Below are 21,646 nucleotides of genomic sequence, written 5' to 3'. Positions count from 1 at the left end.
CAGCCGTGCCGCCGTGCGTGATCTTGAACTTCGCCATGCGAGTTCGCTCCTTTGTCAGCGCGATGTCAGCGCAACGCTACGCGGAGCCTCGTTTCGACGCTCGGGAAACTCGGCAGACTCGACGCTGAGACTCCCTGAACTGGGTAATCTCGGCAGACTCGCTGCGCCTTCTAGGAGTCGGCGGATTTGCAACCAGGGGGTCAGGGGTTCGAATCCCCTCAGCTCCACGCACACGAACGGCCACCGAGCGGGCACCAGCTGGTCGCCGCGATCGTCCGGAGGAGGAGCACGTGACCCGCGCCGTCGTCGCTTTCGGGACCGACCTCGCACTCGAGGTCCGAGAGATCGAGCCCTCGCCCATGGGCGACGAGGACGTGCGCGTGCGCATGGTCGCCGCGGGGATCTGCCACAGCGACCTGTCGATGACGAACGGGACGCTGCCGAGCGAGTTCCCCGTCGTCCTCGGCCACGAAGGCGCGGGCGAGATCGTCGAGGTCGGCGCCGCGGTGCGCGGGCTCGCCCCCGGTCAGCACGTCGTCTTGAACTGGTCGCCGCCCTGCCGCACCTGCTACTTCTGCCAGCACGGCGAGCCGTGGCTCTGTGAGCAGAACGCCGGGGTCGCGAGCCGCGACCGCGGTGCCCGCCTCGACGGACAAGCGTTGCACGCCACGCTCGGCCTCGGGGCCTTCGCCGAGGAGGTCGTCCTCCCCCGCTCGGCGGTGATCCCGGTACCCGACGAGCTCCCCCTCGCCGAGGCGGCGCTCCTCGGCTGCGCGCTCCTCACCGGGGTGGGCGCCGTGCGCCGTACCGCCGGCGTGCGGGCCGGCGAGTCCGTCGCCGTCATCGGCCTCGGTGGGGTGGGCCTCTCCGCTCTCGCCGGGGCGCGCCTCGCCGGCGCCGCACCGCTGATCGCGATCGACCGCTCACCCGAAAAGGAGTCACTGGCGCGTGCCGAGGGGGCCGACGAGTTCCTCGTCTCCTCCGACGAGCTCGCCCGAGAGCTGCGCGCCCTCACCGGCGGGCGCGGCCCGGACCACGTCTTCGATTGCGTCGGCAGCGCGGCGACGATCCGCACCGCCTGGTCGGCGACGCGCCGCGGCGGCGCGACGACGGTCGTCGGCGTCGGACCGCGGACCGAGAGCGTGAGCTTCAACCCCCTCGAGATCTTCCACTTCGCGCGCCGTCTCACCTCCTCGGTCTTCGGCTCGAGCGACCCCGAGCACGACCTGCCGGAGCTCGTCGAGGCGATCCTCGGGGGCGCCCTCGACCCCGCCAGCCTGGTCACGCACCGCTGCGGCCTGGACGGGGTCGCCGAGGCCTTCGCGCGGATGGAGCGGGGCGTCGGGGGGCGGACGCTGATCGTCTTCTGATTCCCGATCGGAGCCGCCCGACGGGTCGCGCTCCGTTGCCGCTTGGATAGTCTCGGCGGACCCGGCCGACCGGCCTCGACGAAGATCGGAGCCGCTCCGTGAGCATGTTGGACGAGTTCGTCGGCGCCCTGCTCGCCGTCGGCGACGCACCCCTCCCCGATGACGTCGCCCATGAGACGCGGCGCTGTCTGCTGAACGTCCTCGGCACCACGATCGGCGCCAGCCGCGCCGCCGAGGTCGACGCGATGGTCGGCTGCGCGCTCGAGTGCGGCGGCGCCGAGCTCGCCCCCCCCGGGCGGGCCGAGGCGCTCGACCGCCTCTTCGCGGCGACGGTGATCGGCTTCTGCGGCCACTTCGACGACTACGACGACACCCACCTCGAGACCGTGATCCACCCCGGGGCGGCGACCCTCGGTGCGCTCTACCCGCTCGCAGTGCTGGCGGGGAGCGACGGCACGAGCGCGTTGAAGGCGATGGCGCTCGGCGTGGAGAGCCAGCTGCGCGTCGGGATCGCGATGTCCCCCTCCCACTACGACCTCGGCTGGCACATCACGGGGACCTGCGGCGTGGTCGGCGCCGCGGTCGCCGCGGGGGTCCTCCTCGGGGCCGACCTCGCCGCGCAGGCCGCCGCGATCGAGCTCGCGGTGAACGCGGCCGTCGGCCACCGTGAGGCCTTCGGCACGCCGGTCAAGCCCTTCCACGCCGGCAAGGCGGCCGCCAACGGCCTGCTCGCGGCGTTGCTGGTGGCGGCCGGCGCCGAGGGCTCGCCGGGCGTGCTCGAGCGCGAGGGGGGCTACTTCCACGCGCTGAGTGACCTCTGGTCCGCAGAGGTCCTCTCGCCCGCCGACGTCGAGCGGCGCTGGGCGCTGCTCGACAACACCTACAAGCCCTTCCCCTGCGGGATCGTGGCCCACCCGGCGATCGAGGCCGCGATCGGCCTGCACGAGCTCCTCGGTCCGGAGCCCGACGGCGAGGTGGCCGCGGTGCGCGTCGACTGCAACCCGCTCGTCGTCGAGCTGATGGGGCGGCCGAGCGCCGCGACCGGCCTCGAGGCGCGCTTCTGCGCGTTGCACGGGGTCGCCTGTGGGCTCCTCTTCGGCAGGGCCGGCCTCGCCGAGTTCTCAGACGCCCTGGCGTCGGACCCGGTCGTCGACGCGCTGCGCCGGCGGGCCACGCTCGCCCCCGACGAGGCCGTCGGGCGGGAATCGGCGCGGGTCACCGTGACCCTCGCCGGCGGCGCCGAGCGCTCCGTCGAGGTCGCGGTCGCCTCCGGTTCGAGTGGGAGGCCCCTCACCGACCAACAGCTCCTCGACAAGTTCACCGCCCTCGTGGAGCCGGTGCTCCCGGGGCGCGCGGCGCGCCTCGCCGACGCGGCGATGGCGCTCGGGAAGGGGAGCACGATCAGTGATCTGCAGGCGGTGATGGCGTGAGCGGGCCCTCGAGCGAGCGCCTCGCCGAGGCGGTGAGCGCCCAGCGGCCGGAGACGATCCCCGCGGCGGCCCGCGAGCGTGCCGTCGCGCTGCTCGCCGGGGCGTTGGCCGCCGGCGCCGCGGCCCCGCCCCCGCTCGCCGCCGTGCTGAACTCGCTCGGCTCACCGCCCCGCTGCTCGATCTGGTCCTCGGGTGAGGCGACGGGGGCGACCTACGCCGCCTACCTGAACGCCGCCGCGCTGCTCGGCAGCGGCGCTCCCTTCGACGCGCGCCTCGCGGCGGCGATCGTCGCCCCCGCCTGTGTCGCGGCGGCCGAGCTCGCCGAGGTGCCCGGCAGCGACCTGCTCTGCGGCGTCGCCGTCGGGATCGAGGTCGCGCTGCAGCTCGCGGAGGCGCTCGGCACCCGCCACGAGGAGCGCGGCTTCTCGCTCCTCGGGAGCGCCGGGCGCGTCGGCGCGGCCCTCGGCGCGGCCCGCACGCTCTCGCTGTCGCCGGCCGCGGTGCTCGCGACGACCGGCTTCGCCGCCACGCAGGCGGCGGGGCCGCTGCGCGGCGCGGGGACAGCGGCGCGCGCCCTCCTCGGCGGCAAGGCCGCCGCCGACGCGCTCGAGGCGGCGCTCTACTGCCGCGCCGGCCTGATCGGCCCCCGCGAGCCGCTCGAGGGGCGGCGGGGCCTGTTCGCGCTCGAGCTCGCCGGCGACGCGTCGGCGATCGACGGCGCCCTCGGGGAGCGCTGGCTGCTCTCGGCCGCCGCGGCAGCCGACGCCCCCGCGCCGGTCGCTGCCGCCGCGGCCGAGCTCCTCGTCGGCGGCAGCCTCGCGACGCTGCTCGCCCGCGCGCAGGGTTGAGCTTCCCCTTCTGTCGCCGGGGCCGAGCGCGCCCCGGCAGGCTCTTCCTCGCGTCGCTGCTCCTCGCGGCGCCCGCCGCCCTCGCTCCACCGGCGGGGGCGGCGCCCGCCCCGCTCACCCTCACCACGGCGGGACTCCCGGGCGGGGTCGTCGGCGCGACCTACGTCGCGGTACTCGCCGCCTCGGGGGGCACGCCCCCCTACAGCTGGTCGGTGGCGAGCGGCCCGCTGCCGAGCGGCCTCCTCCTCACCTCGGCCGGGGTCCTCGCCGGCGTCCCCGGCGCCGCCGGAGCCGCGGGGATCGCCGTCCGGGTGACCGACGCGAGCGGCGCGACGACCGTCAGGAACCTCACCTTCAGCGCCGTCGCACCACCGCCGCCCCCCGAGGCGCTGTTCGGCGTGAGCCAGGCGGGGGCGCTCGTGGTCGCCGGCTCCTCGCCGCTCGCGAGCGGCCCCGCGGCACCGGGTGCGCCGGTCGTCGGCCTCGCTGCCACCCCCTCCGGGTCCGGCGTGTGGGCGGCGACGGCGGAGGGCCGGGTGCTCGGCGTCGGGGTGGCGAGCTTGGGCTCGGTCGCCGCGGCGCGCCTTCGCGGGAGGATCGTGGCCATCGCCGCGCTGCCCGACGGCGCCGGCTACTACCTCCTCTCCTCGCGCGGCCACGTCTACGCCTTCGGCGTCGCCCGCGGCCACGGCACCGTCGCGCGAGGGGCGCGGGCGGTCGGCATCGCCGTCCCGACGAACGGCCACGGCTACCTCGTCGCCTGCGCCGACGGCAGGGTCTTCGCCTTCGGCGGCGCGCGCAACAGCGGCGGCGTCGTCCGCCGCCACCGCGCCGGGGCGATCGTCGGCATCGCCACGCTGCCGGGCGGCGGCTACCTGCTCGTCTCGGCGCGGGGACGGATCTTCCGCTTCGGCGCGGCGGTCACCGTCGTCCTCCCGAGCCCTCGACCCACCTCGGCGGTCGCGATCGCCGCCGCGCCCGTCGGTCGCGGCTACTACGTCGTCGCCGCCGACGGGAGCGTCTTCGCGGCGGGGAGTGCGCGCCAGCTCGGGAGCCTCGGCGCCGCCGCGCCGCTCGCCGCCGTCGCCGCCGCGGCGTAGGGCCCTCAGGCCGCGGGGATCGCCCGCCGCCGGGCGCGCAGCTCGTCGAGGACCTCGTCGGGCACGGCGAGGTCACCGAGCCCGCTGCCGATCATGAGGCCGGGCTTGTAGGCGCCGTGGAAGTCCGAGCCGCCCGTCGCGACGAGGCCGTAGCGGCGCGCGAGGGCGGCGAGGGCGGCGCGCTCGTCGGGGAGGTAGCGGCCGTAGAGGCACTCGATCCCCCCGAGGCCGACTCCGGCGAGGTGCTCGACGAGCTGGTCGAGAGCGGGCGCGGCGAGCTCGAGGGAGTGCGGGTGGGCGAGGACCGCCACCCCACCGGCCTCGACGGTGAGGCGGATTGCCTCCTCCACCTCGGCGTCGGCGCGCGCCACGTAGGCGACCCCGCCCTTTTTCAAATAGCGGTCGAAGGCGTCCTCGATGCTCTCGGCGTGGCCGCGGCGGACGAGCACGGCGGCGAAGTGCGGTCGCCCGACGACCTCGCTCCCCGCCTGGGCGGCGACCTCGTCCGCGTCGAGGGGCATCCCCAGCTCGGCGAGGCGCGCGAGGAGGCGCACGTTGCGGCCGGCCCGGTCCTCGCGAAGGCGCGCCAGCTCGTCGTTGAAGGCTCCGGCGGCGCGGTCGACGAAGTAGCAGAGGAGGTGCATCCCCCCCGGCTCGAAGGCACAGGAGACCTCACAGCCGGGGACGAACTCGAGGCCGAGCTCGCGGGCGCGCTGCGCCGCCTCCTCGAGGCCGGCGACATTGTCGTGGTCGGTGAGGGCCACCGCACCGAGCCCGGCGGCGGCGGCGAGCTCCATCACCCGCGCCGGGGAGTCCGAGCCGTCCGAACAGGTCGAGTGGCTGTGCAGGTCGATCACCGCGCTGAGCGTAACGAGCGGCCCGGCAACGACCCGGCCGGCGGCCCCGAGCTGTCACAATGGGACCGTGCGCGATGCCTGTGGCGTCTTCGGTGTCTACGCCCCCGGCATCGAGGTCTCCCAGCTGATCTTTGACGGCCTCTTCGCGCTGCAGCACCGCGGCCAGGAGTCGGCCGGGATGGCGGTGAGCGACGATGAGGAGATCTTCGTCTCCAAGGACATGGGCCTCGTCACCTCGGCCTTCGACGCCCGCAAGCTCGCCGCCCTGCAGGGGAGCCTCGGCATCGGCCACGTCCGCTACTCGACCCAAGGCGAGAGCACCTGGCAGAACGCGCAGCCCGTCTACCGGGCGAACGGCCGCGCCGGCTTCGCCCTCGGCCACAACGGCAACCTCACCAACGTCGCCGCCCTCGAGGTCGAGGAGGGGATGCTGGCCGGGGTGATGACCTCGGACAGCGACCTCATCGCCGAGCTCGTGGCCAAGGAGTTCGACGGCGACGAGGACGCTCCTTCGGACGCCCTCGAGACGGCGCTCGTGAAGGTCCTCCCCCGCCTCGAGGGGGCCTTCTCGCTCGCCCTCCTCGACGCCCAGCACGTGATCGGCGTGCGTGACCCGAACGGCTACCGGCCGCTCTGCCTCGGCCGCCTCGAGGGAACCGACGGCGGCTTCGTGATCGCCTCGGAGAGCCCCGCCCTCGACATCGTCGGGGCGAGCTTCGTGCGCGAGATCCAGCCCGGTGAGATGGTCGTGATCGACGGCGACGGGGTGCGCTCGTCGTTCCCCTTCCCCGAGGTGCGCGTCGAGTCGCACCTGTGCATCTTCGAGTTCGTCTACTTCGCCCGTCCCGACTCGCGGCTGTTCGGCAAGGAGGTGCACGCCGCCCGCCGTCGCATGGGCGCGCAGCTCGCCGCGGAGTCACCCGTCGAGGCGGACCTCGTGATGGGGGTGCCGGACTCGGGGGTCCCCGCCGCCGAGGGCTTCGCAGAGCGCAGTGGCATCCCCTTCGGCCACGGCCTCGTGAAGAACCGCTACATCGGGCGGACCTTCATCGCGCCGACGGTGCAGGCCCGCCTCGACGCGGTGCGCCGCAAGTTCAACCCGCTGCCGGAGAGCATCGCCGGAAAGCGCCTTGTCGTCGTCGACGACTCGATCGTGCGAGGCCCGACGGCGAGCCAGCTGGTGCGGATGCTCCGGGAGGCGGGGGCCGCCGAGGTCCACCTCCGCATCTCCTCGCCACCGTTCGCGTGGCCCTGCTTCTACGGGATCGACACCCCCGACCGCGGCGAGCTGCTCGCCGCGCAGGTGCCCGTCGAGGAGATCGCCGCCTACCTCGGTGCCGACTCGGTCGCATACCTCTCCCTCGACGGGCTGCACCGGGCGATCGGCGTGGAGCGGGGCTTCTGCTCGGCCTGTCTCACCGGCGAGTACCCGACCCCGGTGACGCTGCGAGAGAAGGTCCCGAGCCGCACCTAAATTTAGGCGCTCTCCCCGGCCCGCTGGCCGAGGAGAGCGAGCAGCTCGCGCTCGCGGTCGTAGCTGAGGAGCTCGTGGGCCGCCGCGAGGGGGAGCCAGCGCAGCTCGTCGACCTCGTCGTTCACCGCGAAGGCACCGCCGAGCAGCCGCATCAAGAAGAAGGCGACCCGCTTCTCCCGGTGGTGGTTGTCGCGGTACTCCGAGAGGCCGAGCAGCACCGAGAGCTCGCACTCGAAGCCGGTCTCCTCGAGGACCTCGCGCCGCGCACACTCCTCGTCGCTCTCCCCGGGCTCGTTCTTCCCTTTCGGGAGCGACCAGTCGCCGTGCGCGGGGCGGTGCACGACCGCGACCTCGAGGCCCTCGGTGCCCTCGCGGAGCACGACGCCCCCGGCGGCGCGCACGAGGTCGCGTCGTGTGCGTTCGGCGTGTGTCACTGCCCGAGGGTACCGCCCGCCCCCCGCCGGGAGCCGGCTTCTCCCGGGGCCAGTAGCGTGGACAGCCGTGCCTCCCGCAGAAACCCTCCTTCCCGGGGAGGTCGAGTGGCAGTTCGACGCCCTCGACCTGCGGCCGGTGGAGCGCTTCATCGCCCGCGTGCAGGGGCTGCACTCCCCCGCGCGGCCGGGCCTCGAGCTCGCCGCCCGCCCCGCGAAGCGTCTCGCCGACTGCTACCTCGACAGCGCCGACTGGCGGATCGGTCGCGCCGGGCGCGTGCTGCGCGTGCGGCACTCGGGGCGCAGCTTTGTGGCGACGCTGAAGGACCTCGTCGACTCCAAGGACGGCCTACGGAGCCGCATCGAGATCGAGGAGCCCCTCGCAGCCGGCGCCCTCCCCGCAACCGGCGACGGGCCGGTGACGTCGCGGGTGCGCGCCCTCGCCGGTTCGGCGCGGCTCCTCCCCGTCCTCGAGGTGCGCACGCGACGGCGCCCCTTCATCTTGTCCCGCGCCGGCGTCGAGCTCGGCGAGCTCGTCCTCGACGAGACGGCGATCACCGCCCCGACGCTGCGCCGGCCGCTCCGTCTACGGCGGGTGGAGCTCGAAGTGCTCGGCGCGGCGACGAGTGAGCTCGAGCCCTTCGTCGTGGCGCTGCGCGAGGAGTGCGGGCTGCAGCCCGCGGCGCTCTCGAAGTTCGAGGCGGGACTGCTCGCCGCGGGGCTCGAGATCCCGACCCCGGCCGAGCTGCCGGCCATCGCGGTGACGCCGGAGTCGACCCTCGGCGAGCTCGCGTTCGCGGCGCTGCGCGCCGACACCAACGAGGTGCTCCGCCGCGAGCCGGGCACCCGGCTCGGGGAGGACCCCGAGGAGCTGCATCGCATGCGGGTCGCGACGCGGCGGCTGCGCGCCGCGCTGAAGCTCTTCGCCGAGGCCCTCCCGGTGCGCGCCGCCCACCTCGAGGAGGAGATCGGCTGGCTCGCCGCGGAGCTCGGTGTCGTGCGCGACCTCGACGTGCAGCTGGAGCAACTCGCCGAGTGGAGCGCCGAGGCCGCGCCTGCGGACGAGGAGGGCCTCGCCGAGCTCGCCGCGGCCCTCGAGGAGGCGCGCCTCGGTGCCCGCACGGGGCTGCTCCGCTCCCTCGACAGCCGCCGCTACCAGCGCCTCGTCGCGGGGCTGCGGCAGATGCTCGCCGCCGCGCCGCCGCGGCGCTCGGCGCGGGCGCGCACCGCGTGTGCGGTCGGCCTCCCCGAGCTACTCGGCGGTCGCCAGCTGGCGGCGCGCAAGGCCGCTCGCCGTGCCCGCAAGAGCGGGGCCGCCGAGGACTTCCACCGGCTGCGCATCCGGGTGAAGCGGCTCCGCTACGCGCTCGAGTTCTCGGCCCGCAGCTACGGCTCGCTCCCCAAGCGCTACACCCGTGAGCTGGTCGGCCTCCAGGACGAGCTCGGCGCGATGCAGGACGCCGTGACTGCCGCCGAGCGCCTCCGCGAGGCGGCGCTGTCGGGGACGGGCGCCCTCTCGCTCGGCGCGGTCTTCGCCATCGGCGGCCTCGCCGAACGCTACCGCCACGAGGCCGAGCGCCTCCGCGCGCTCGTCGGCGAGGAGGCACGGGCGGTGGACGGCGGCCACTGGAAGCGCCTCGCCACCGCCCTTGAGCGGCGGCGCAACGATGCGCTGGCGGCGATCGAGGCGGCTCACCCGGCGCCGCGCCCGAGGGCCCCGCGACGCCCCGCACCCCTCGCCCGCCTCGCGCTCCTCCCGCCGAGCGCCGAGCTCCCCCCCGAGGCCGGCCAGGGGGGCGTGCCACTCCCCAGTTGAGCGGCCGCCGGCGCCCGGTTTGCGGCACCCCGCCCCGGGCCCTGATGCTGGCGCGGTGACTTCTGAGCGCTACACCCACGGCCACCACGAGAGCGTGCTGCGCGGCCACCGCTGGCGGACCGTCGAGAACTCCGCCGCCTACCTGCTCGCCGACCTCGCGCCCGGCCAGGCGCTCCTCGACGTCGGCTGCGGCCCGGGGACGATCACCGTCGGCCTCGCGGCGCTTGTCGCCCCCGGGGAGGTCGTCGGCCTCGACCGCTCGCCCGAGGTCGTCGCCGAGGCGCGCGCCGCGGCTGGCGCGGCGGGCGCCCCGGCGGTGCGCTTCGCGGAGGGCGACGTCTCCCGCCTCGACTTTCCCGACGGCGCCTTCGACGTCGTGCACGCCCACCAGCTCCTGCAGCACCTCGCCGACCCGGTGGCGGCGCTCGTCGAGATGCGGCGGGTCTGCCGCCCGGGCGGTCTGGTGGCGGCGCGCGACGCCGACTACGGCGCGATGACCTGGTACCCGCGCCTCCCCGAGCTCGACCGCTGGCGGGAGATCTACGAGGCGCTGGCGCGTGGCAACGGGGGAGAGCCCGACGCCGGGAGGGTGCTCCACGCCTGGGCGCGGCGCGCCGGCTTCACCTCGGTCGAGGCGACGGCGAGCGCCTGGCTCTTCCAGCGCGAGGAGGATCGCGCCTACTGGGGGGGGCAGTGGGCCGAGCGGGTCGTGCACTCGAGCTTTTCCGCGCAGGCCCTCGAGCGGGGGCTCGCGGACCGCGCCGGGATCGAGGCGATCGCCGCCGCCTGGCGGCGCTGGGCGGAGGACCCCGACGGCTGGTTCACGGTCCTGCACGGGGAGGTGCGCGCCCGCCCCTGACCTCAAGTCGGGGCGCTGTTCTGCCGTTAGGTACTAGGAGAGGAGTGGGCATGACCACCGAGCAGTGGCCGCCGCGGCGGTCGAGCGAGATCGGCGTGGTGAACGGCGCCGAGTTCCGCGTCATCGCGGGCCACGAGCTGCGCCGCTCGATCCGCGACGGTCGCTGCCTCTCGATCCTGTGGATGAGCGTCGACCATCGCGGGCCGGTCGCCCTCGAGGCCGCCGTGGTCGAGCGCGGCGCGCTGCGCGCCCTCGGCGACCTGCTCAGCCTCGAACTGCGCCTGAGCGACGTGATCGGCGTGGTCGGCGAGCGCGAGCTCGCGGTCGCGCTCCCCGACACCGACGCCGCCCAGGCTGAGGTCGTCCTCGACCACCTGCAGGCGACGATCCCCGAGCTCTCGAGCCGCTCGCGCACGCCGTTGCTGGCGCGCGCCTCCACGGCCACCTTCGAGCCCGGGGGCCTCGCGCTCGAGCTCCCCGAGCTGCTGGCCGCCGCCCGCGGCCCCCTCCTCCGCCCCGTCTAGGCACCCGCCCTCACCGCCGCGGCGCCCTGCCGGCGCGGCCCGATCGCTCCCCTGCGCCGACGCTGCGGCGCGTCTGCCGTACGCAGCGGCGTCCCCGCGTCGCCGGGTCTGGTGAGGTGGACGTGGCCAGAGTTTTGTATGTTGAGAAAGTCTTCAGTACCCTGTCGCAGATGTCGCTCATCACCGGGGAGATGCCCGACCTCGCGCCGGAGATCCTCCGCCAGCGCCTCGTCGTCGAGGGATCGCTCGCCGCGCCGATCGGCGCGGTGGAGATCGAGGGCTACCTCGCGCAGCTCTCCAACGTCTGCGGGATGCGCCGACTGAACGACCCCGTGACCCACTGCTCGGAGAGCTACGGCTGGGCGGGGTGGGTGCACTGGGAGTCCTCGGGTGCCCACATGTACGCCTGGGAGCGCCCGCGGCTGTTCTTCAGCGTCGACATCTACACCTGCAAGGCCTTCGACGCCGACGCCGTGCTGCAGTTCACCGCGGACTTCTTCGGTGCCGGCGAGGTCGTCGCCAAGTCCTTCTGACGCGGCCCCTTTCCCGAGCCTGATCGCCGCCGTAGCGTTCCGCTGATGCTCGCCCTCGTGGAGCCCGACCCCCTCCGCCTGCTCGTCGAGGCCGCGATCGCCGGCCACCCCGACACCCCCTTCGGCGCCTACCTCTTCACCGCCGACGAGCCGGCGGCGGAGATCGCCCGCCACGTGGAGCGGGAGATCTTCCTCGACGCCTTCGGCAATGACGCCGACCAGCTCGCCGTCGAGTACGGCGCCTACGAGAGCCGGAGCGTCTTCTTCGTCGTCATCGACCACGGCCGGCGCCTCCCCGCGGGGGCGATGCGTCTCATCGCCCCGGGCGCGGCGGAGCCGGGGCTGAAGAGCATGGAGGACGTGGAGCGCTTCTGGGAGACCCCCGCCGAGGCCCTCCTCGGGGCGCGCGGCATCGTCCTTGCACCGGAGCGGACCTGGGACATCGCCACCCTCGCGGTCGCCCGCGACTACCAGCACGCCCTCGGCTCGGGGCTCGTGAGCCTCGGCCTCTACCAGTCGGTGGTGCGCAGCTGCCGGGAGGTCGGCGTCGAGCACCTCGTCGCGCTCTTGGACTCGCTCGTCTACCGGATCACCCGCGCCCGCTACGCGGAGCCCTTCATCGCCTACGGCGAGCCCCGCCCCTACCTCGGCTCGACGGCGAGCTACCCCGTCTACTGCTCCCTCGCCGAGTGGGAGGAGCGGCTGATGCTCGTCGAGCCGCCGCTCTTGGAGATCATCTACCGCGGGCGGGGGATCGAGGCGGCCTGCTCGCCCCTCGACCCCGAGCTGCTCGCCAGCCGCATCGGCCGGCGCCCTTCGACCCTCGTCTGATCAGCTCGCTGCCGCGGCGATCGGCCGCAGACGGACCTGCTCGTCGCTCGCGCTGCGCAGCAGCGCCGTGAGGTCAGAGAGCTGGTCGGCACGCACCGGGCGGGCGTACAGGTAGCCCTGCACGGCGCGGCAGCCGAGGCGGTGCAGCAGGCGCGCCTGCTCGGCGGTCTCGACCCCCTCGGCGATGGTGTCGATCCCGAGGGCGCCCGCCATAGCGAGGATCGCCGAGACGAGGCTCTCCGACGGGCTGTCCACCTCGCGCAGCCCCTCCACGAAGGAACGGTCGATCTTCAAGATGTCGACCGGCAGGCGCTGCAGGTAGGCGAGCGAGGAGTACTCGGTGCCGAAGTCGTCGAGAGCGAGGCGGATGTCGAGGCGCCGCATCGCGGAGAGCGCGGCGATCGCCACGTTCGGGTCGCGCATCATCTCGGACTCGGTGAGCTCGAAGCAGAGCGCCGAGCCCGGGAGCGAGTGGTGGAGCAGCGCGCTGCGCACCCGCTCGACGAGGTGGTCGTCGTGCAGCTGCGCGGCCGAGACGTTCACCGCCATCGAGAGCTCGCGCCCACCGAGGGTCGCCCGGCAGAGGGCGAGCTGCTGCAGCGCCTCCTCGAGGACCCAGCCGCCGATCTCGACGATGAGGTCGCTCTCCTCGGCGAGGGGGATGAAGCGCGTCGGCAGGATCACGCCGAGCTTGGGGTGCGCCCAGCGGACGAGCGCCTCGAAGCCGAGCAGCTCGCCGTCGGGGAGGGAGAGGACCGGCTGGTAGACGAGGTGCAGCTCGCCGCGGTCGATCGCGTGGCGGAGGTCGTGCTCGATCTCGACGCGCGCCTCGATCTCGGCGCGCATCGAGTCGTCGAAGACCGCGACGGTGTCGCGCCCGGCCTCCTTGGCCTGGTACATCGCGGTGTCGGCGTCGCGGATCAGGGTCTCGACGGTCGAGGCGTCGGTGCTCAGCGCGAGGCCGATGCTCGCCGTCACGAAGAACTCGCGGCCGTCCATGCCGAAGGGGCTGCGCAGGCACTGGCGGAGGCGGTGCGCGGTCTCGCGCGCCCCGTCGACGCTGCGCGGGTCGGAGAGGACGACGAGGAACTCGTCGCCACCGATGCGCGCCACGAAGTCCTCGGCGCGCAGGTTGTCGCACAGCCGCGACGCCGCCTGCACGAGGAGCACGTCGCCGTGGGTGTGGCCGAGGGTGTCGTTGATCAGCTTGAAGCGGTCGAGGTCCAAGAAGAGCAGGCCGACGCCGCCGACGCCGCCCCGGCGCCGGCGGGCGTCGGCGAGGCAGGCCTCGAGGTGCTGCTCGAGCTGGCGGCGGTTCGGCAACCCGGTGAGGCCGTCGTGCAGCGCCTGGAAGCGGAGCTGGCGCTCGGAGCGCTCCGCGGTGCGCAGCGCCTGCAGGATCTCGAGGATGCCGGCGCCGGTGAGCGCGATGACGATGAGGAAGAGCACGATCCGCTCGCTCAAGGGATCGCGCCCGGCCTGCAGGATGAGCAGCGCTGGCACGGTGAAGGCGAGGGCGACGAGGGCGACGCGGCCCCCCGACCAGCGGGGCGCGCCGTCCTCGGAGGCCTCGGTGAAACGTCGCATCGAGGGCTCGAGCGCGCAGCTCGCGGCGGCGAGGTAGGCGGCGAGGTAGGGGAGATCGAGGAGGCTCGCCGGCGGTGAGACGACGTGGATCTCGGCGAGCATGTAGAGGACGTCACCGCCGAACATCGCGCCCATCGTGGCGACGAGGAAGCGCTCCGCCGCCGAGTAGCGGCCCTCGGCGTTGAGCACGATCTGCAGCGTGGTGACGGCGAGGAAGAGCGACATCGCCGGGTAGCAGGCGAGCACGCAGCGCACGGCGATCGGCGTCGCGCTGCGGGAGACGACCGGCTCGATGAGGTAGACCCAGCTGCAGGCGAGCATCGCGAGACCGGCGATGAGGCCGTCGCAGATGGTGCTGAGGCGCCGCGGGCGGTTGCGGGTGCGGGCGAGGACGAAGCCGACGAGGCCGGCGGCGAGCAGCCCGTAGCCGGGGAGGGTGATGAGGTCGGGGATCACCGAGCGGCCCGCCCCGAGGTTGCCGAGGGTGTTGAGCTCGACGCGCGCCGCGCCCCCGGCAGTGAACAGCACCAGCGCCGCGAGGACGCACAACCAGGTCCAGGCGTGGCGGGGGCGGTAGCGGCGGACGGCCCAGAAGATCGCGCTGAGGGTCGCCACCGAGACGAGCGGGAGGGCGAGCCACGAGGTCACGGGGACGAGGTCGAGCGCGACGGCGAGCACCGCGAGCGCGCCGAGCAGCTGCACGGGGCGGCGGCCCGAGGGCTCGCCCACCGTCGCGTAGCTCAGGTGCTGGCGCACGACCGCGATGCTCATCCTCGGAGCTAACGGCTGGTTCGCCCGCGCATGTGAGCAACTCGGCAAAGAAAATCCGCCGCTGGCTGTGTAGTTCTCCGCGTGCGATGCCGTTAGTTCCCTACGAGCGCGGATCCGTCGCGTGACGAGTGGTGCACCCCGCCAGGACGGCGGAGTGGAAGTGGCCCAGGGAGGGGCAAATGGTGGTGGAGACCCCGGTCGTCGCCGTCGGCGAGCCCGCCGCTCACAGCGCGCGCCACGACGCTCCGTCGGGCAGCGACCGCTGGGGCGAGTTCTGGGCGACCCGCAGCCCCGCGGCCCGCAACGAGCTGACCCTCGTCTACCTTCCCGTCGTGCGCGCCGCCGTCGGCCGCCTCCCGGCCGAGATGCGGGTGCACTGGGACCCCGAGGACCTCGAGAGCTTCGGCCTGCTCGGCCTCCTCGACGCGATCGACCGCTTCGAGGCGGGCTCGGACCCCCGCCTCTTCCCCGCCTACGCCCACAAGCGGGTGCGGGGCGCCGTCTACGACGAGCTGCGCCGCCTGGACTGGCTCCCTCGCTCGGTGCGCCGCCGCGTCGTCGCCTACCGGCGCGCGCTCGACCTGCTCTCAGGCGAGCTCGGCCGCACGCCGAGCACAGCGGAGGTCTTCGCGGCGATGGGCGTGGGGGCCAACCGCGGCTCAGAGATCATGCGCGACGTGCAGTCGGCGCAGCTGGCGAGCATCCAGCAGGGTGACTCGGCGGGGGACCAGCCCTTCTCCGACCACCTGATGTCGGACCGCGACCGCGAGCCCGAACAGACCGTCGTCGCGTCGAGCGAGATCGAGGAGATGCGCCTCGCCGTCGCCAGCCTCCCCGAGCGCCAGCGCGTCGTCATCAACCTGCGCTTCCTCGGCGGCCTCACCCAGTCCCAGGTGGCGACCGTCCTCGGCCTCTCGACCTCGCGCATCTCCCAGATCGAGAGTGGCGCACTCGCGGAGCTCCGGCGGCTGCTCTGCGAGGAGTGGCTGCAGCGCCTGGAGGAGGCCGTCTGAGCCCTCTCGGGGGTGCTCAGCCGATGCGGTCGAGCCAGACGAGCGGGATCCTCCGCGTCGTGCGCGACTGGTTGCGCACGAAGGCGGGGTTCGACTCGGAGCGGGCGACGACGAGGCGGTCGTACTCCTCGCCCTCGGAGTCGACCGCTGTCGCCTGGTACTTCTCGGTGCCGAGCTCGACGGTGACCTCGGGGCTGGCGAGCAGGTTGAGGTACCAGTCGGGGTGCTTGGGGGCGCCGCCGTTGGCCGCCGAGAGGACCATCCGGTCGCCGTCCCAGGAGAAGCCGAGCGGCGTCTCGTGCGGTTGGCCGCTCTTCGCGCCGGTCGTCGTGAGGATCATGATCCGGCGCCCTTCCCAGTCGCCGCCGACCTTGCCCTCGTTGGCGCGGAACTCCTCCGCGACCGCATTGTTGTAGGCCTTGCCGTCCTCGTAGTCGTCCCGAACCGCCATCGCGCGCTCCCCGTTTCCGCCGCCCGCTGTCGGGGCGGCCTCGAACCGGGCGACATGGTAGCGAGGGCGCGGCGGGGCCGAGCCCGCCCCGGGCGCCGACCCTTCCGGCGCCGGTAACTTGACCGCGGTGGGCGACCTCGACGAGCTGGGCGGACGGCTCGCGGCCACCGACGAGCAGCTGATGGCGGGGCGCTTCGACGACGCCCGCGCGCGCTACGAGGAGCTCCTCGACGAGCTCGGCGGCGCGGTGGCCGGCGAGGGTTTCGAACGGCTCGTCTTCCGGGCCGCCCTCCTCGTGCGCGGCGCGCTCTGCCAGTACCTCGTCGGCGCGGAGAACGAGGCCGACGAGATGCTCGGCTACCTCGACCGTCAGCTCTCCCAGGCGATCCTCCACGAGCGCGACGGCGAGCGGGCGGCGCTCCTCTACGAGGCCCAGGAGAACGCCCGCTACTACCGACTGCGCCTGGAGGAGGCCGCGCACGGCGCGGAGCTCGAGTTACCGGTCGCGCTCTGCGAGCACGGACGGCAGGTGCCGCTCCTCCCCTGCGGCTTCACCGCCGAGCACCCCTGAGGCGGCGCCTCACTCGAGGCGCTTGGCGAAGAAGTGCTCGGCGAAGGCGTTGTCGTTGTAGCGCTCGCGCTCGCGGTAGCCGCTGCTGCGGTAGAGGGCGAGGGCGGCGTCGAGGCTGCCGTGGGTGTCGAGGAGCACCTCGCGATAGCCGGCCGCGCGCGCCGCTTCCTCGAGCGCCGCGAGGAGGAGGCGGGCGTAGCCACGGCCACGGGCCACGGGGGCGACCCACATCCGCCGGATCTCGCCGGTGCCCTCGGCGAAGCGCCGCACGCCGCCGATCGCGAGGGGCACGTCCTTCGCGAAGCCGACGAGGAAGAGGCCGCCCGGCGGCTCGAAGTCGGCGGCCTCAGGGGGCGCTGCGAGGGCCGGGTCGAAGCCCGGGATGTGCCCCGTGAGCTCGGCGAGGTAGCGGTCGAGGAGCTGTTCGACCACGGGCTCGTCGATGCGGTGTGCTTCGAAGCGGAGAAAAGTGGAGGTCATGGCGTCGCGCGCCCGACGCTAGCTTTGCCGGATGCGCCGGGCCCGCTACCACTACGGCCCGCGCCGCGGGCAGTTCGGTGAGCTCAACCTCCCCGACAGGGTCTCCGAACCGCTCCCGGGGGTGCTGCTCCTGCACGGCGGCTACTGGCGCGGCATCTACTCCTACCGCCTGATGCGTCCCCTCGCGCGCGCGCTCGTCGAGCGGGGCTTCGCGGTGTGGAACGTCGAGTACCGCCGCGTCGGCCTCGGCGGGGGCCGCGGCGGCTGGCCACAGACCTTCGAGGACGTGGCGAGCGCGGCGGACTTCCTCACCGGGATCGCCGAGGTCGACGCGAGCCGCCTCGCGAGCTGCGGCCACTCCGCCGGCGGCCACCTCGCCCTCTGGTTGGCGGGACGGCACCGCCTCCCCGAGGGAGCGCCGGGCGCCCGACCCGACCAGCTCTTCTCCGCCGCGATCTCGCTGGCGGGGGTGAGCGACCTCGAGCGCCTCGGCGACTTCGGCCTCGGCACCGAGTCGGTCGACCGCCTCCTGGGCGGGACGATCGGCGAATTCCCCGAGCGCTTCGCCGCCGCCTCACCGGCCGCCCTCCTCCCCCTCGGCCTGCCGCAGCTGCTGGCGCACGGCCTCCTCGACAGCACGGTCCCCCCGGCGATGAGCGAGGCCTACGCCCGCCGCGCCGGGGCCCTCGGCGACGACGCCACGTACCTGCCGCTCACGGGCCTCAACCACCGCCAGCTGATCGAGTCCTGGCACCACGTCGTGGAGCCGGTCGCGGAGTACCTCGACAAGCACTTCGCGTGAAGCTGCGGCCAGCGCGGCCGCACAGCAGAATGGCTCCGGCCCCGACGGCGGGCCGGAGAGGGAGGACCGGGCATGCGGGTCATCGCGATCGAGGAGCACTTCTCCACCGAGGAGCTGCTCGCAGCCTCCCCCCGACCCCAGGCGGCACCGCTCGCGGCGCGCCTCCTCGACACCGCCGAGGGACGGCTGCAGGCGATGGACGAGGCCGGCATCGACTTCCAGGTCCTCTCCTCCTCTGCCCCCGCGGTGCAGGAGCTCGAGGCGAAGGCGGCGGTGGAGATGGCGCGGCGGGTGAACGACGAGCTCGCCGAGATCGTCGCCGCGCACCCCGACCGCTTCGCCGGCTTCGCGACGCTGCCCACCCCCGATCCCGAGGCGGCAGCGGGAGAGCTCGCCCGCTGTATGGACGAGCTCGGTTTCAAGGGCACGATGCTGCACGGCCACACCAAGGGCCACTTCCTCGACGAGGCGCAGTTCCTCCCGATCTGGGAGGCGGCGGCCTCCCTCGACGCCGCCGTCTACCTCCACCCGACGCCGCCGACCCCCGCGGTCGCCGCCGCCTACTTCTCGGGGATCGACGAGGAGGTCGGGCGGGTGCTCTCGACCGCCGCCTGGGGGTGGCACGCGGAGACCGGGCTGCACTCGCTCCGCCTCGTAGCCTCCGGCCTGTTCGACCGCTTCCCCGCGCTGCAGGTGGTCATCGGCCACATGGGTGAGAACGTCCCCTTCTCGCTGCAGCGGGCCGACTCGACCCTCGCGCGGGTTCTGCACCTCGAGCGGAGCGTCTCGCAGTACTTCCAGGAGAACTTCTGGCTGACGACGAGCGCCTACTTCACGGTGCCGCCGCTGCTCTGCGCGCTGCTCACCTTCGGGGCCGACCGGCTGATGTTCTCTGTCGACTATCCCTTCTCCGACAACGCCCAGGGTCGGCACTTCCTCGACAGCGCGCCGATCAGCGACGCCGACCGGGAGAAGCTCGCGCACGGCAACGCCGAGCGGCTGCTCGGGCTCTGACTCAGCCGTTCCAACGCATCTCCTCGGCGACCTCTCGCTCGCGGGGGTCGCCCGCGGCGAAGGCGTCGAGCACCCCGCGGCGGTCCTCGGGGCGGCGGTTCTGGCTGAGCTTCCAGTTCCCCTCCAGGCGGTCGAGGAGGACCTCGAAGCCGACGATCGCCTGCAGCTGGGCGTCGATGTAGTCCGCGGGGGCGTCGGCGACCGCCCAGCGCTCGCTGCGCGGCGCCTCGGCGAGGTCGGTGAGGCGGGTGACGAGGGCGCGGGTCCAGGCGGGGTCGTCGTGGACGACGAGACGGCCGTGGCCCTGCACCGAGAGGTAGTTCCAGGTCGGCACGACCTCACCGGTGGCGAGGCGGCTCGGGTACTCGATCGGGGAGACGTAGGCGTCGGGGCCGCCGATGATGACGAGCGCCTCGTCGTCGGCGAGGTCGGACCACTGCGCGTTGGCGCGGGCGAGGTGGCCGACGAAGGAGCCCGGAGCCCCCTCGCGGGGCTCGTAGAGGAGGGGGAGCGAGCTCGCGGTGAGGCCGGCCGAGGAGCGCGTGACGAGCTCGGCGAGACGGGGGAGCGCGAGGAAGGCGGCGAGGCGCTCGGGGGGTGCGACGAACTGCCGGGGCAGGTACACGGCGAAACCCTACGGGTCCCGGCGAGGTTGCTGGCTAACTGGCTTCGGCGAGGCGGGCGAGCAACCGCTCGAGCTCGGCGACCCGCTGGTCGAGGTTGCCGATCGCTGCCGAGCTCGTGGAGGCGAGGCGCCGCAGCAGCTCTTCGGTCACCTCGCCCCTGCCCGACGGTGCCGCAGCGGGGACTCCCTCCTGCAGCGCCCAGGCCGGGACGGGGAGCTTTGCTGCGGCGTAGGTGAGCTCGGCCCACTTCTGGAACAGCGGCCGCACCGCGAGGTCGTAGGGGTCCGGTGGATAGCCGAGGCCCTGCTTCTCGGCGCCGATCACCGCTGCCCGGAAGACCGCCCGCAGCGTCGGGTCGACGGGGATTCCGCCCGGGAGCTCTGCGAAGTCGACGGGGATCTGCTGTGCCGACTCGTAGCCACAGGCGAGGATCGCCTCCCGGTAGCCGGCGCAGAGCTCGGCGACGATCGGCTGCTCGGCAAGCGTGACGCGGGCGCGGGGCCCGGCGTGACGGGAGAGGACACCGGGGTTGGCGAAGTCGTAGCCACTGAAGTGGTAGCTGCGCAGGGGCGCTTCCCCCGCGTGGATGACGCCGTCGCGGAGCGTGAGCGGCCGCTCGTGCAGGTTCCAGTACGCGACGTTCACCCCGGTGTCGCGCAGCACGTGGAGCGGAAAGAACGAGGGGGCGAAATCGAGCCAGCGCTGCTCGCTGACCCGATGGCGCGCCGGGTCGACGTAGCACTCGCGGCGCAGCCGGCTCTCCAGGAAGTCGATCAGGCCGATGCCCTTCTCGCCGACGCCGATCATCCCGGCATTGAAGGTCCCCGCCGAGAGGATCGTCGTGTCGTCGGGGCCGCAGTCGTCGAGCGGGTAGGGGGTGAGGGCGTGCGGGGTGAGCACGATCCCGTGCTCCTCGATGAGCTCGCCGACGTGTGCGAGGGAGCCGTAGAGGTGGATGTCGGAGTCGATGAACATCACCGGGCCGCCGCTCTCGTGCAGCACGTGGTGGATGAGGAAGGGCTTGATCGCGAGGTGGTAGTCGTCGGCGTGGATGAGAAAGAGGCGGTGCAGTTCGTCGTCGCCGAAGGCGAGCTCCTCGTTCCAGAGCAAGCGGGACGGATCAGAGGCGGGGTCGACCTCGTGGTGGTGGTCGTCGGTGAGGAGGATCCAGAGCGTCGACTCGGGCATGTGCCGGCGGATCGTCGCCCCGAGGGCCTTGGCGTAGGGGAGGTAGCGGCGGGAGGAGGTCGTGCAGAACTGCATCGGCGGCATCGGCGGGCTCCTTCACCTCGAGCGGCACGCGTCCAGTCGGCGCGGGCCTCTCTCCTCCAAACGACGGGGTGAGCTCCCGGGTTGAGCGCAGCCGAGCTACGCGGACCTTTCTGATGAGTCAACGCGGGCCGGTACGGGGGAGCGAACAGGTCGCATAGGATGGGTCGCTCGCTGGTGCCCTGCCAGTGTCCACCCCGCCGGCGAAATTGCTGCGCAGGGACCTGTGGTGCAGCTCGGAGTGCACGCCGGCCTGTCAAGCCGGAGGTCGCGGGTTCAAATCCCGTCAGGTCCGCGGACCGCCGCCCGGCCCCTCGGAATCTCGAGCGGGCCGGCACGGCGGCCTGAGGTCGGGTAGCTCAGTAGGCAGAGCGCGCGCCTGAAAAGCGCGAGGTCACCGGATCGACGCCGGTCCCGACCACACAGGGGATCGTTCACCAGTTGGCCCCAGACGGCGGTCTACGGCATGGCGCCCAGCCCTGGAGGTTCTCTGACCGGAGGCGGCCATGACCGACGAACAGCAGATCCGCTGCGACTGATCGGACGATGGGCGGCCGCAGCGCACGCCGGTGACCTGTCGACCGTGCTCGCAGATCATGACCGGGCATCGTGATGTTCGACGTGCCACCCCCTGACCAAGGCGTACGCGGGATCGATGCCTACGAAGCGACGTGGCGGGGGTTCTTCGAATGGCAGGCGAGCGGCTCCGTGTTCGAGATCGAATCACTGGAGGTCACCGCTGGGGCCGATGTCGCGTTCGCGTATGCATTGCTCCGTTGCGGCACGCCCGAGGAGCTCACCCGCCGACCCGACGAGCGGCAACGGCTGACGGTCGGCCTGCGCAAGGTCGATGGGCGTTGGGTCGTCGCGCACGAGCACCACTCCTTCCCGGATGCAACAGGCCCGGGCGGCCAGTAGGAGCCCGAAGCGTCGCGGGGTCGCCCGGCCGGTGCTCAGTGAATCGAGACGAGCGACGCGGACACGACCAG

Annotated in this window: 22 protein-coding genes and 2 tRNA genes; 17 read left to right on the top strand and 7 right to left on the bottom strand. The window is 73.7% G+C overall.

Features of this window, described 5'->3' with window-relative positions:
- The first annotated feature begins 290 nt into the window (after positions 1-290).
- The 4 genes from VNF07_02435 to VNF07_02420 all read left to right on the top strand — a co-directional run bounded on the left by VNF07_02435 (position 291) and on the right by VNF07_02420 (position 4,748).
- Positions 291-1,370 (top strand): alcohol dehydrogenase catalytic domain-containing protein, encoded by a 1,080-nt coding sequence (locus tag VNF07_02435; protein HVB05088.1) that lies wholly within the window; start codon positions 291-293, stop codon positions 1,368-1,370.
- Positions 1,371-1,474: 104 nt separating this feature from the next.
- Entirely contained in the window at positions 1,475-2,800 is a 1,326-nt protein-coding gene (locus tag VNF07_02430; GenBank protein HVB05087.1) for an MmgE/PrpD family protein, read from the top strand.
- On the top strand, positions 2,797-3,648 hold the full coding sequence (locus VNF07_02425) for an MmgE/PrpD family protein (GenBank protein HVB05086.1): 852 nt from the start codon (positions 2,797-2,799) through the stop codon (positions 3,646-3,648). Before VNF07_02430 ends, VNF07_02425 begins: the two co-directional genes overlap by 4 nt.
- Positions 3,645-4,748 (top strand): putative Ig domain-containing protein, encoded by a 1,104-nt coding sequence (locus VNF07_02420; protein HVB05085.1) that lies wholly within the window; start codon positions 3,645-3,647, stop codon positions 4,746-4,748. Before VNF07_02425 ends, VNF07_02420 begins: the two co-directional genes overlap by 4 nt.
- Positions 4,749-4,753: 5 nt before the next feature.
- Here VNF07_02420 and VNF07_02415 read toward each other — a convergent pair whose 3' ends face one another.
- Complete coding sequence (locus tag VNF07_02415; GenBank protein ID HVB05084.1) at positions 4,754-5,605, bottom strand: PHP domain-containing protein; 852 nt, start codon at positions 5,603-5,605, stop codon at positions 4,754-4,756.
- 67 nt (positions 5,606-5,672) lie between these two features.
- Here VNF07_02415 and purF point away from each other — a divergent pair, with 67 nt between their 5' ends.
- Positions 5,673-7,079 (top strand): amidophosphoribosyltransferase, encoded by a 1,407-nt coding sequence (gene purF / locus VNF07_02410; protein ID HVB05083.1) that lies wholly within the window; start codon positions 5,673-5,675, stop codon positions 7,077-7,079.
- A gap of 2 nt (positions 7,080-7,081) precedes the next feature.
- Here the strand turns inward: purF and VNF07_02405 are convergent, their stop codons facing one another.
- Positions 7,082-7,513: an NUDIX hydrolase gene (locus tag VNF07_02405; protein HVB05082.1), complete on the bottom strand. Its 432-nt coding sequence runs from the start codon at positions 7,511-7,513 to the stop codon at positions 7,082-7,084.
- A gap of 67 nt (positions 7,514-7,580) precedes the next feature.
- Here VNF07_02405 and VNF07_02400 point away from each other — a divergent pair, with 67 nt between their 5' ends.
- The 5 genes from VNF07_02400 (at position 7,581) to VNF07_02380 (ending at position 12,073) form a co-directional block, all read left to right on the top strand.
- Positions 7,581-9,326 (top strand): CHAD domain-containing protein, encoded by a 1,746-nt coding sequence (locus VNF07_02400; GenBank protein ID HVB05081.1) that lies wholly within the window; start codon positions 7,581-7,583, stop codon positions 9,324-9,326.
- A gap of 55 nt (positions 9,327-9,381) precedes the next feature.
- Positions 9,382-10,185 carry a methyltransferase domain-containing protein gene (locus VNF07_02395; protein HVB05080.1) on the top strand — a complete coding sequence of 268 codons (804 nt, stop codon included), beginning with the start codon at positions 9,382-9,384 and terminating at the stop codon, positions 10,183-10,185.
- Positions 10,186-10,235: 50 nt separating this feature from the next.
- On the top strand, positions 10,236-10,709 hold the full coding sequence (locus VNF07_02390) for a hypothetical protein (protein HVB05079.1): 474 nt from the start codon (positions 10,236-10,238) through the stop codon (positions 10,707-10,709).
- 170 nt (positions 10,710-10,879) lie between these two features.
- Positions 10,880-11,242, top strand: coding sequence for an S-adenosylmethionine decarboxylase (locus VNF07_02385; GenBank protein ID HVB05078.1), 363 nt, complete (start codon positions 10,880-10,882; stop codon positions 11,240-11,242).
- Between the two features lie 45 nt (positions 11,243-11,287).
- Positions 11,288-12,073: a hypothetical protein gene (locus VNF07_02380; protein HVB05077.1), complete on the top strand. Its 786-nt coding sequence runs from the start codon at positions 11,288-11,290 to the stop codon at positions 12,071-12,073.
- Here VNF07_02380 and VNF07_02375 read toward each other — a convergent pair whose 3' ends face one another.
- A complete protein-coding gene (locus VNF07_02375; GenBank protein ID HVB05076.1) occupies positions 12,074-14,431 on the bottom strand; it encodes an EAL domain-containing protein in 2,358 nt (785 codons plus the stop codon).
- A gap of 179 nt (positions 14,432-14,610) precedes the next feature.
- On the opposite strand from VNF07_02375, the gene VNF07_02370 reads away from it, so the two are divergent.
- Complete coding sequence (locus tag VNF07_02370) at positions 14,611-15,444, top strand: sigma-70 family RNA polymerase sigma factor (GenBank protein ID HVB05075.1); 834 nt, start codon at positions 14,611-14,613, stop codon at positions 15,442-15,444.
- Between the two features lie 16 nt (positions 15,445-15,460).
- On the opposite strand, the gene VNF07_02365 is transcribed toward VNF07_02370, so the two are convergent.
- Complete coding sequence (locus VNF07_02365) at positions 15,461-15,895, bottom strand: nitroreductase family deazaflavin-dependent oxidoreductase (protein HVB05074.1); 435 nt, start codon at positions 15,893-15,895, stop codon at positions 15,461-15,463.
- Between the two features lie 127 nt (positions 15,896-16,022).
- Between VNF07_02365 and VNF07_02360 the strand changes: the two genes are divergently transcribed.
- Positions 16,023-16,466: a hypothetical protein gene (locus tag VNF07_02360; protein HVB05073.1), complete on the top strand. Its 444-nt coding sequence runs from the start codon at positions 16,023-16,025 to the stop codon at positions 16,464-16,466.
- A gap of 9 nt (positions 16,467-16,475) precedes the next feature.
- Here the strand turns inward: VNF07_02360 and VNF07_02355 are convergent, their stop codons facing one another.
- Positions 16,476-16,946: a GNAT family N-acetyltransferase gene (locus VNF07_02355; GenBank protein HVB05072.1), complete on the bottom strand. Its 471-nt coding sequence runs from the start codon at positions 16,944-16,946 to the stop codon at positions 16,476-16,478.
- Between the two features lie 31 nt (positions 16,947-16,977).
- On the opposite strand from VNF07_02355, the gene VNF07_02350 reads away from it, so the two are divergent.
- Both VNF07_02350 and VNF07_02345 read left to right on the top strand, forming a co-directional pair.
- Positions 16,978-17,748: an alpha/beta hydrolase gene (locus VNF07_02350; GenBank protein ID HVB05071.1), complete on the top strand. Its 771-nt coding sequence runs from the start codon at positions 16,978-16,980 to the stop codon at positions 17,746-17,748.
- 72 nt (positions 17,749-17,820) lie between these two features.
- Positions 17,821-18,762, top strand: a complete 942-nt coding sequence (locus VNF07_02345; GenBank protein ID HVB05070.1) for an amidohydrolase family protein — start codon at positions 17,821-17,823, stop codon at positions 18,760-18,762.
- A gap of 1 nt (position 18,763) precedes the next feature.
- On the opposite strand, the gene VNF07_02340 is transcribed toward VNF07_02345, so the two are convergent.
- The gene (locus tag VNF07_02340; GenBank protein HVB05069.1) at positions 18,764-19,387 is read right to left on the bottom strand and encodes an FMN-binding negative transcriptional regulator; all 624 of its coding nucleotides are present in this window, start codon (positions 19,385-19,387) and stop codon (positions 18,764-18,766) included.
- Between the two features lie 34 nt (positions 19,388-19,421).
- Entirely contained in the window at positions 19,422-20,660 is a 1,239-nt protein-coding gene (locus VNF07_02335) for a hypothetical protein (protein ID HVB05068.1), read from the bottom strand.
- A 217-nt stretch (positions 20,661-20,877) separates the two neighbouring features.
- Between VNF07_02335 and VNF07_02330 the strand changes: the two genes are divergently transcribed.
- The 3 genes from VNF07_02330 (at position 20,878) to VNF07_02320 (ending at position 21,575) form a co-directional block, all read left to right on the top strand.
- Positions 20,878-20,952, top strand: a tRNA-Asp gene (locus VNF07_02330).
- A gap of 53 nt (positions 20,953-21,005) precedes the next feature.
- Positions 21,006-21,078 (top strand) — tRNA-Phe (locus tag VNF07_02325).
- Between the two features lie 191 nt (positions 21,079-21,269).
- On the top strand, positions 21,270-21,575 hold the full coding sequence (locus VNF07_02320; protein ID HVB05067.1) for a nuclear transport factor 2 family protein: 306 nt from the start codon (positions 21,270-21,272) through the stop codon (positions 21,573-21,575).
- Positions 21,576-21,646 lie beyond the last annotated feature (71 nt).

Source organism: Acidimicrobiales bacterium, assembly GCA_035533595.1.
Lineage (GTDB): Bacteria > Actinomycetota > Acidimicrobiia > Acidimicrobiales > Bog-793 > DATLTN01.
The sequence above is the reverse complement of the archived record's forward strand: the minus strand, read 5'-3'. Positions and strand labels throughout refer to the sequence as shown.

What these genes read in the sequence shown, in the direction of transcription:
- VNF07_02430 (HVB05087.1), top strand. Translation starts at nt 1,475, where the DNA reads ATGTTGGACGAGTTCGTCGGCGCCCTGCTCGCCGTCGGCGACGCACCC.
- VNF07_02390 (HVB05079.1), top strand. Translation starts at nt 10,236, where the DNA reads ATGACCACCGAGCAGTGGCCGCCGCGGCGGTCGAGCGAGATCGGCGTG.
- VNF07_02385 (HVB05078.1), top strand. Translation starts at nt 10,880, where the DNA reads ATGTCGCTCATCACCGGGGAGATGCCCGACCTCGCGCCGGAGATCCTC.
- VNF07_02380 (HVB05077.1), top strand. Translation starts at nt 11,288, where the DNA reads ATGCTCGCCCTCGTGGAGCCCGACCCCCTCCGCCTGCTCGTCGAGGCC.
- VNF07_02375 (HVB05076.1), bottom strand. Translation starts at nt 14,431, where the DNA reads ATGAGCATCGCGGTCGTGCGCCAGCACCTGAGCTACGCGACGGTGGGC.
- VNF07_02370 (HVB05075.1), top strand. Translation starts at nt 14,611, where the DNA reads ATGGTGGTGGAGACCCCGGTCGTCGCCGTCGGCGAGCCCGCCGCTCAC.
- VNF07_02365 (HVB05074.1), bottom strand. Translation starts at nt 15,895, where the DNA reads ATGGCGGTTCGGGACGACTACGAGGACGGCAAGGCCTACAACAATGCG.
- VNF07_02355 (HVB05072.1), bottom strand. Translation starts at nt 16,946, where the DNA reads ATGACCTCCACTTTTCTCCGCTTCGAAGCACACCGCATCGACGAGCCC.
- VNF07_02350 (HVB05071.1), top strand. Translation starts at nt 16,978, where the DNA reads ATGCGCCGGGCCCGCTACCACTACGGCCCGCGCCGCGGGCAGTTCGGT.
- VNF07_02345 (HVB05070.1), top strand. Translation starts at nt 17,821, where the DNA reads ATGCGGGTCATCGCGATCGAGGAGCACTTCTCCACCGAGGAGCTGCTC.
- VNF07_02335 (HVB05068.1), bottom strand. Translation starts at nt 20,660, where the DNA reads ATGCCGCCGATGCAGTTCTGCACGACCTCCTCCCGCCGCTACCTCCCC.
- VNF07_02320 (HVB05067.1), top strand. Translation starts at nt 21,270, where the DNA reads ATGTTCGACGTGCCACCCCCTGACCAAGGCGTACGCGGGATCGATGCC.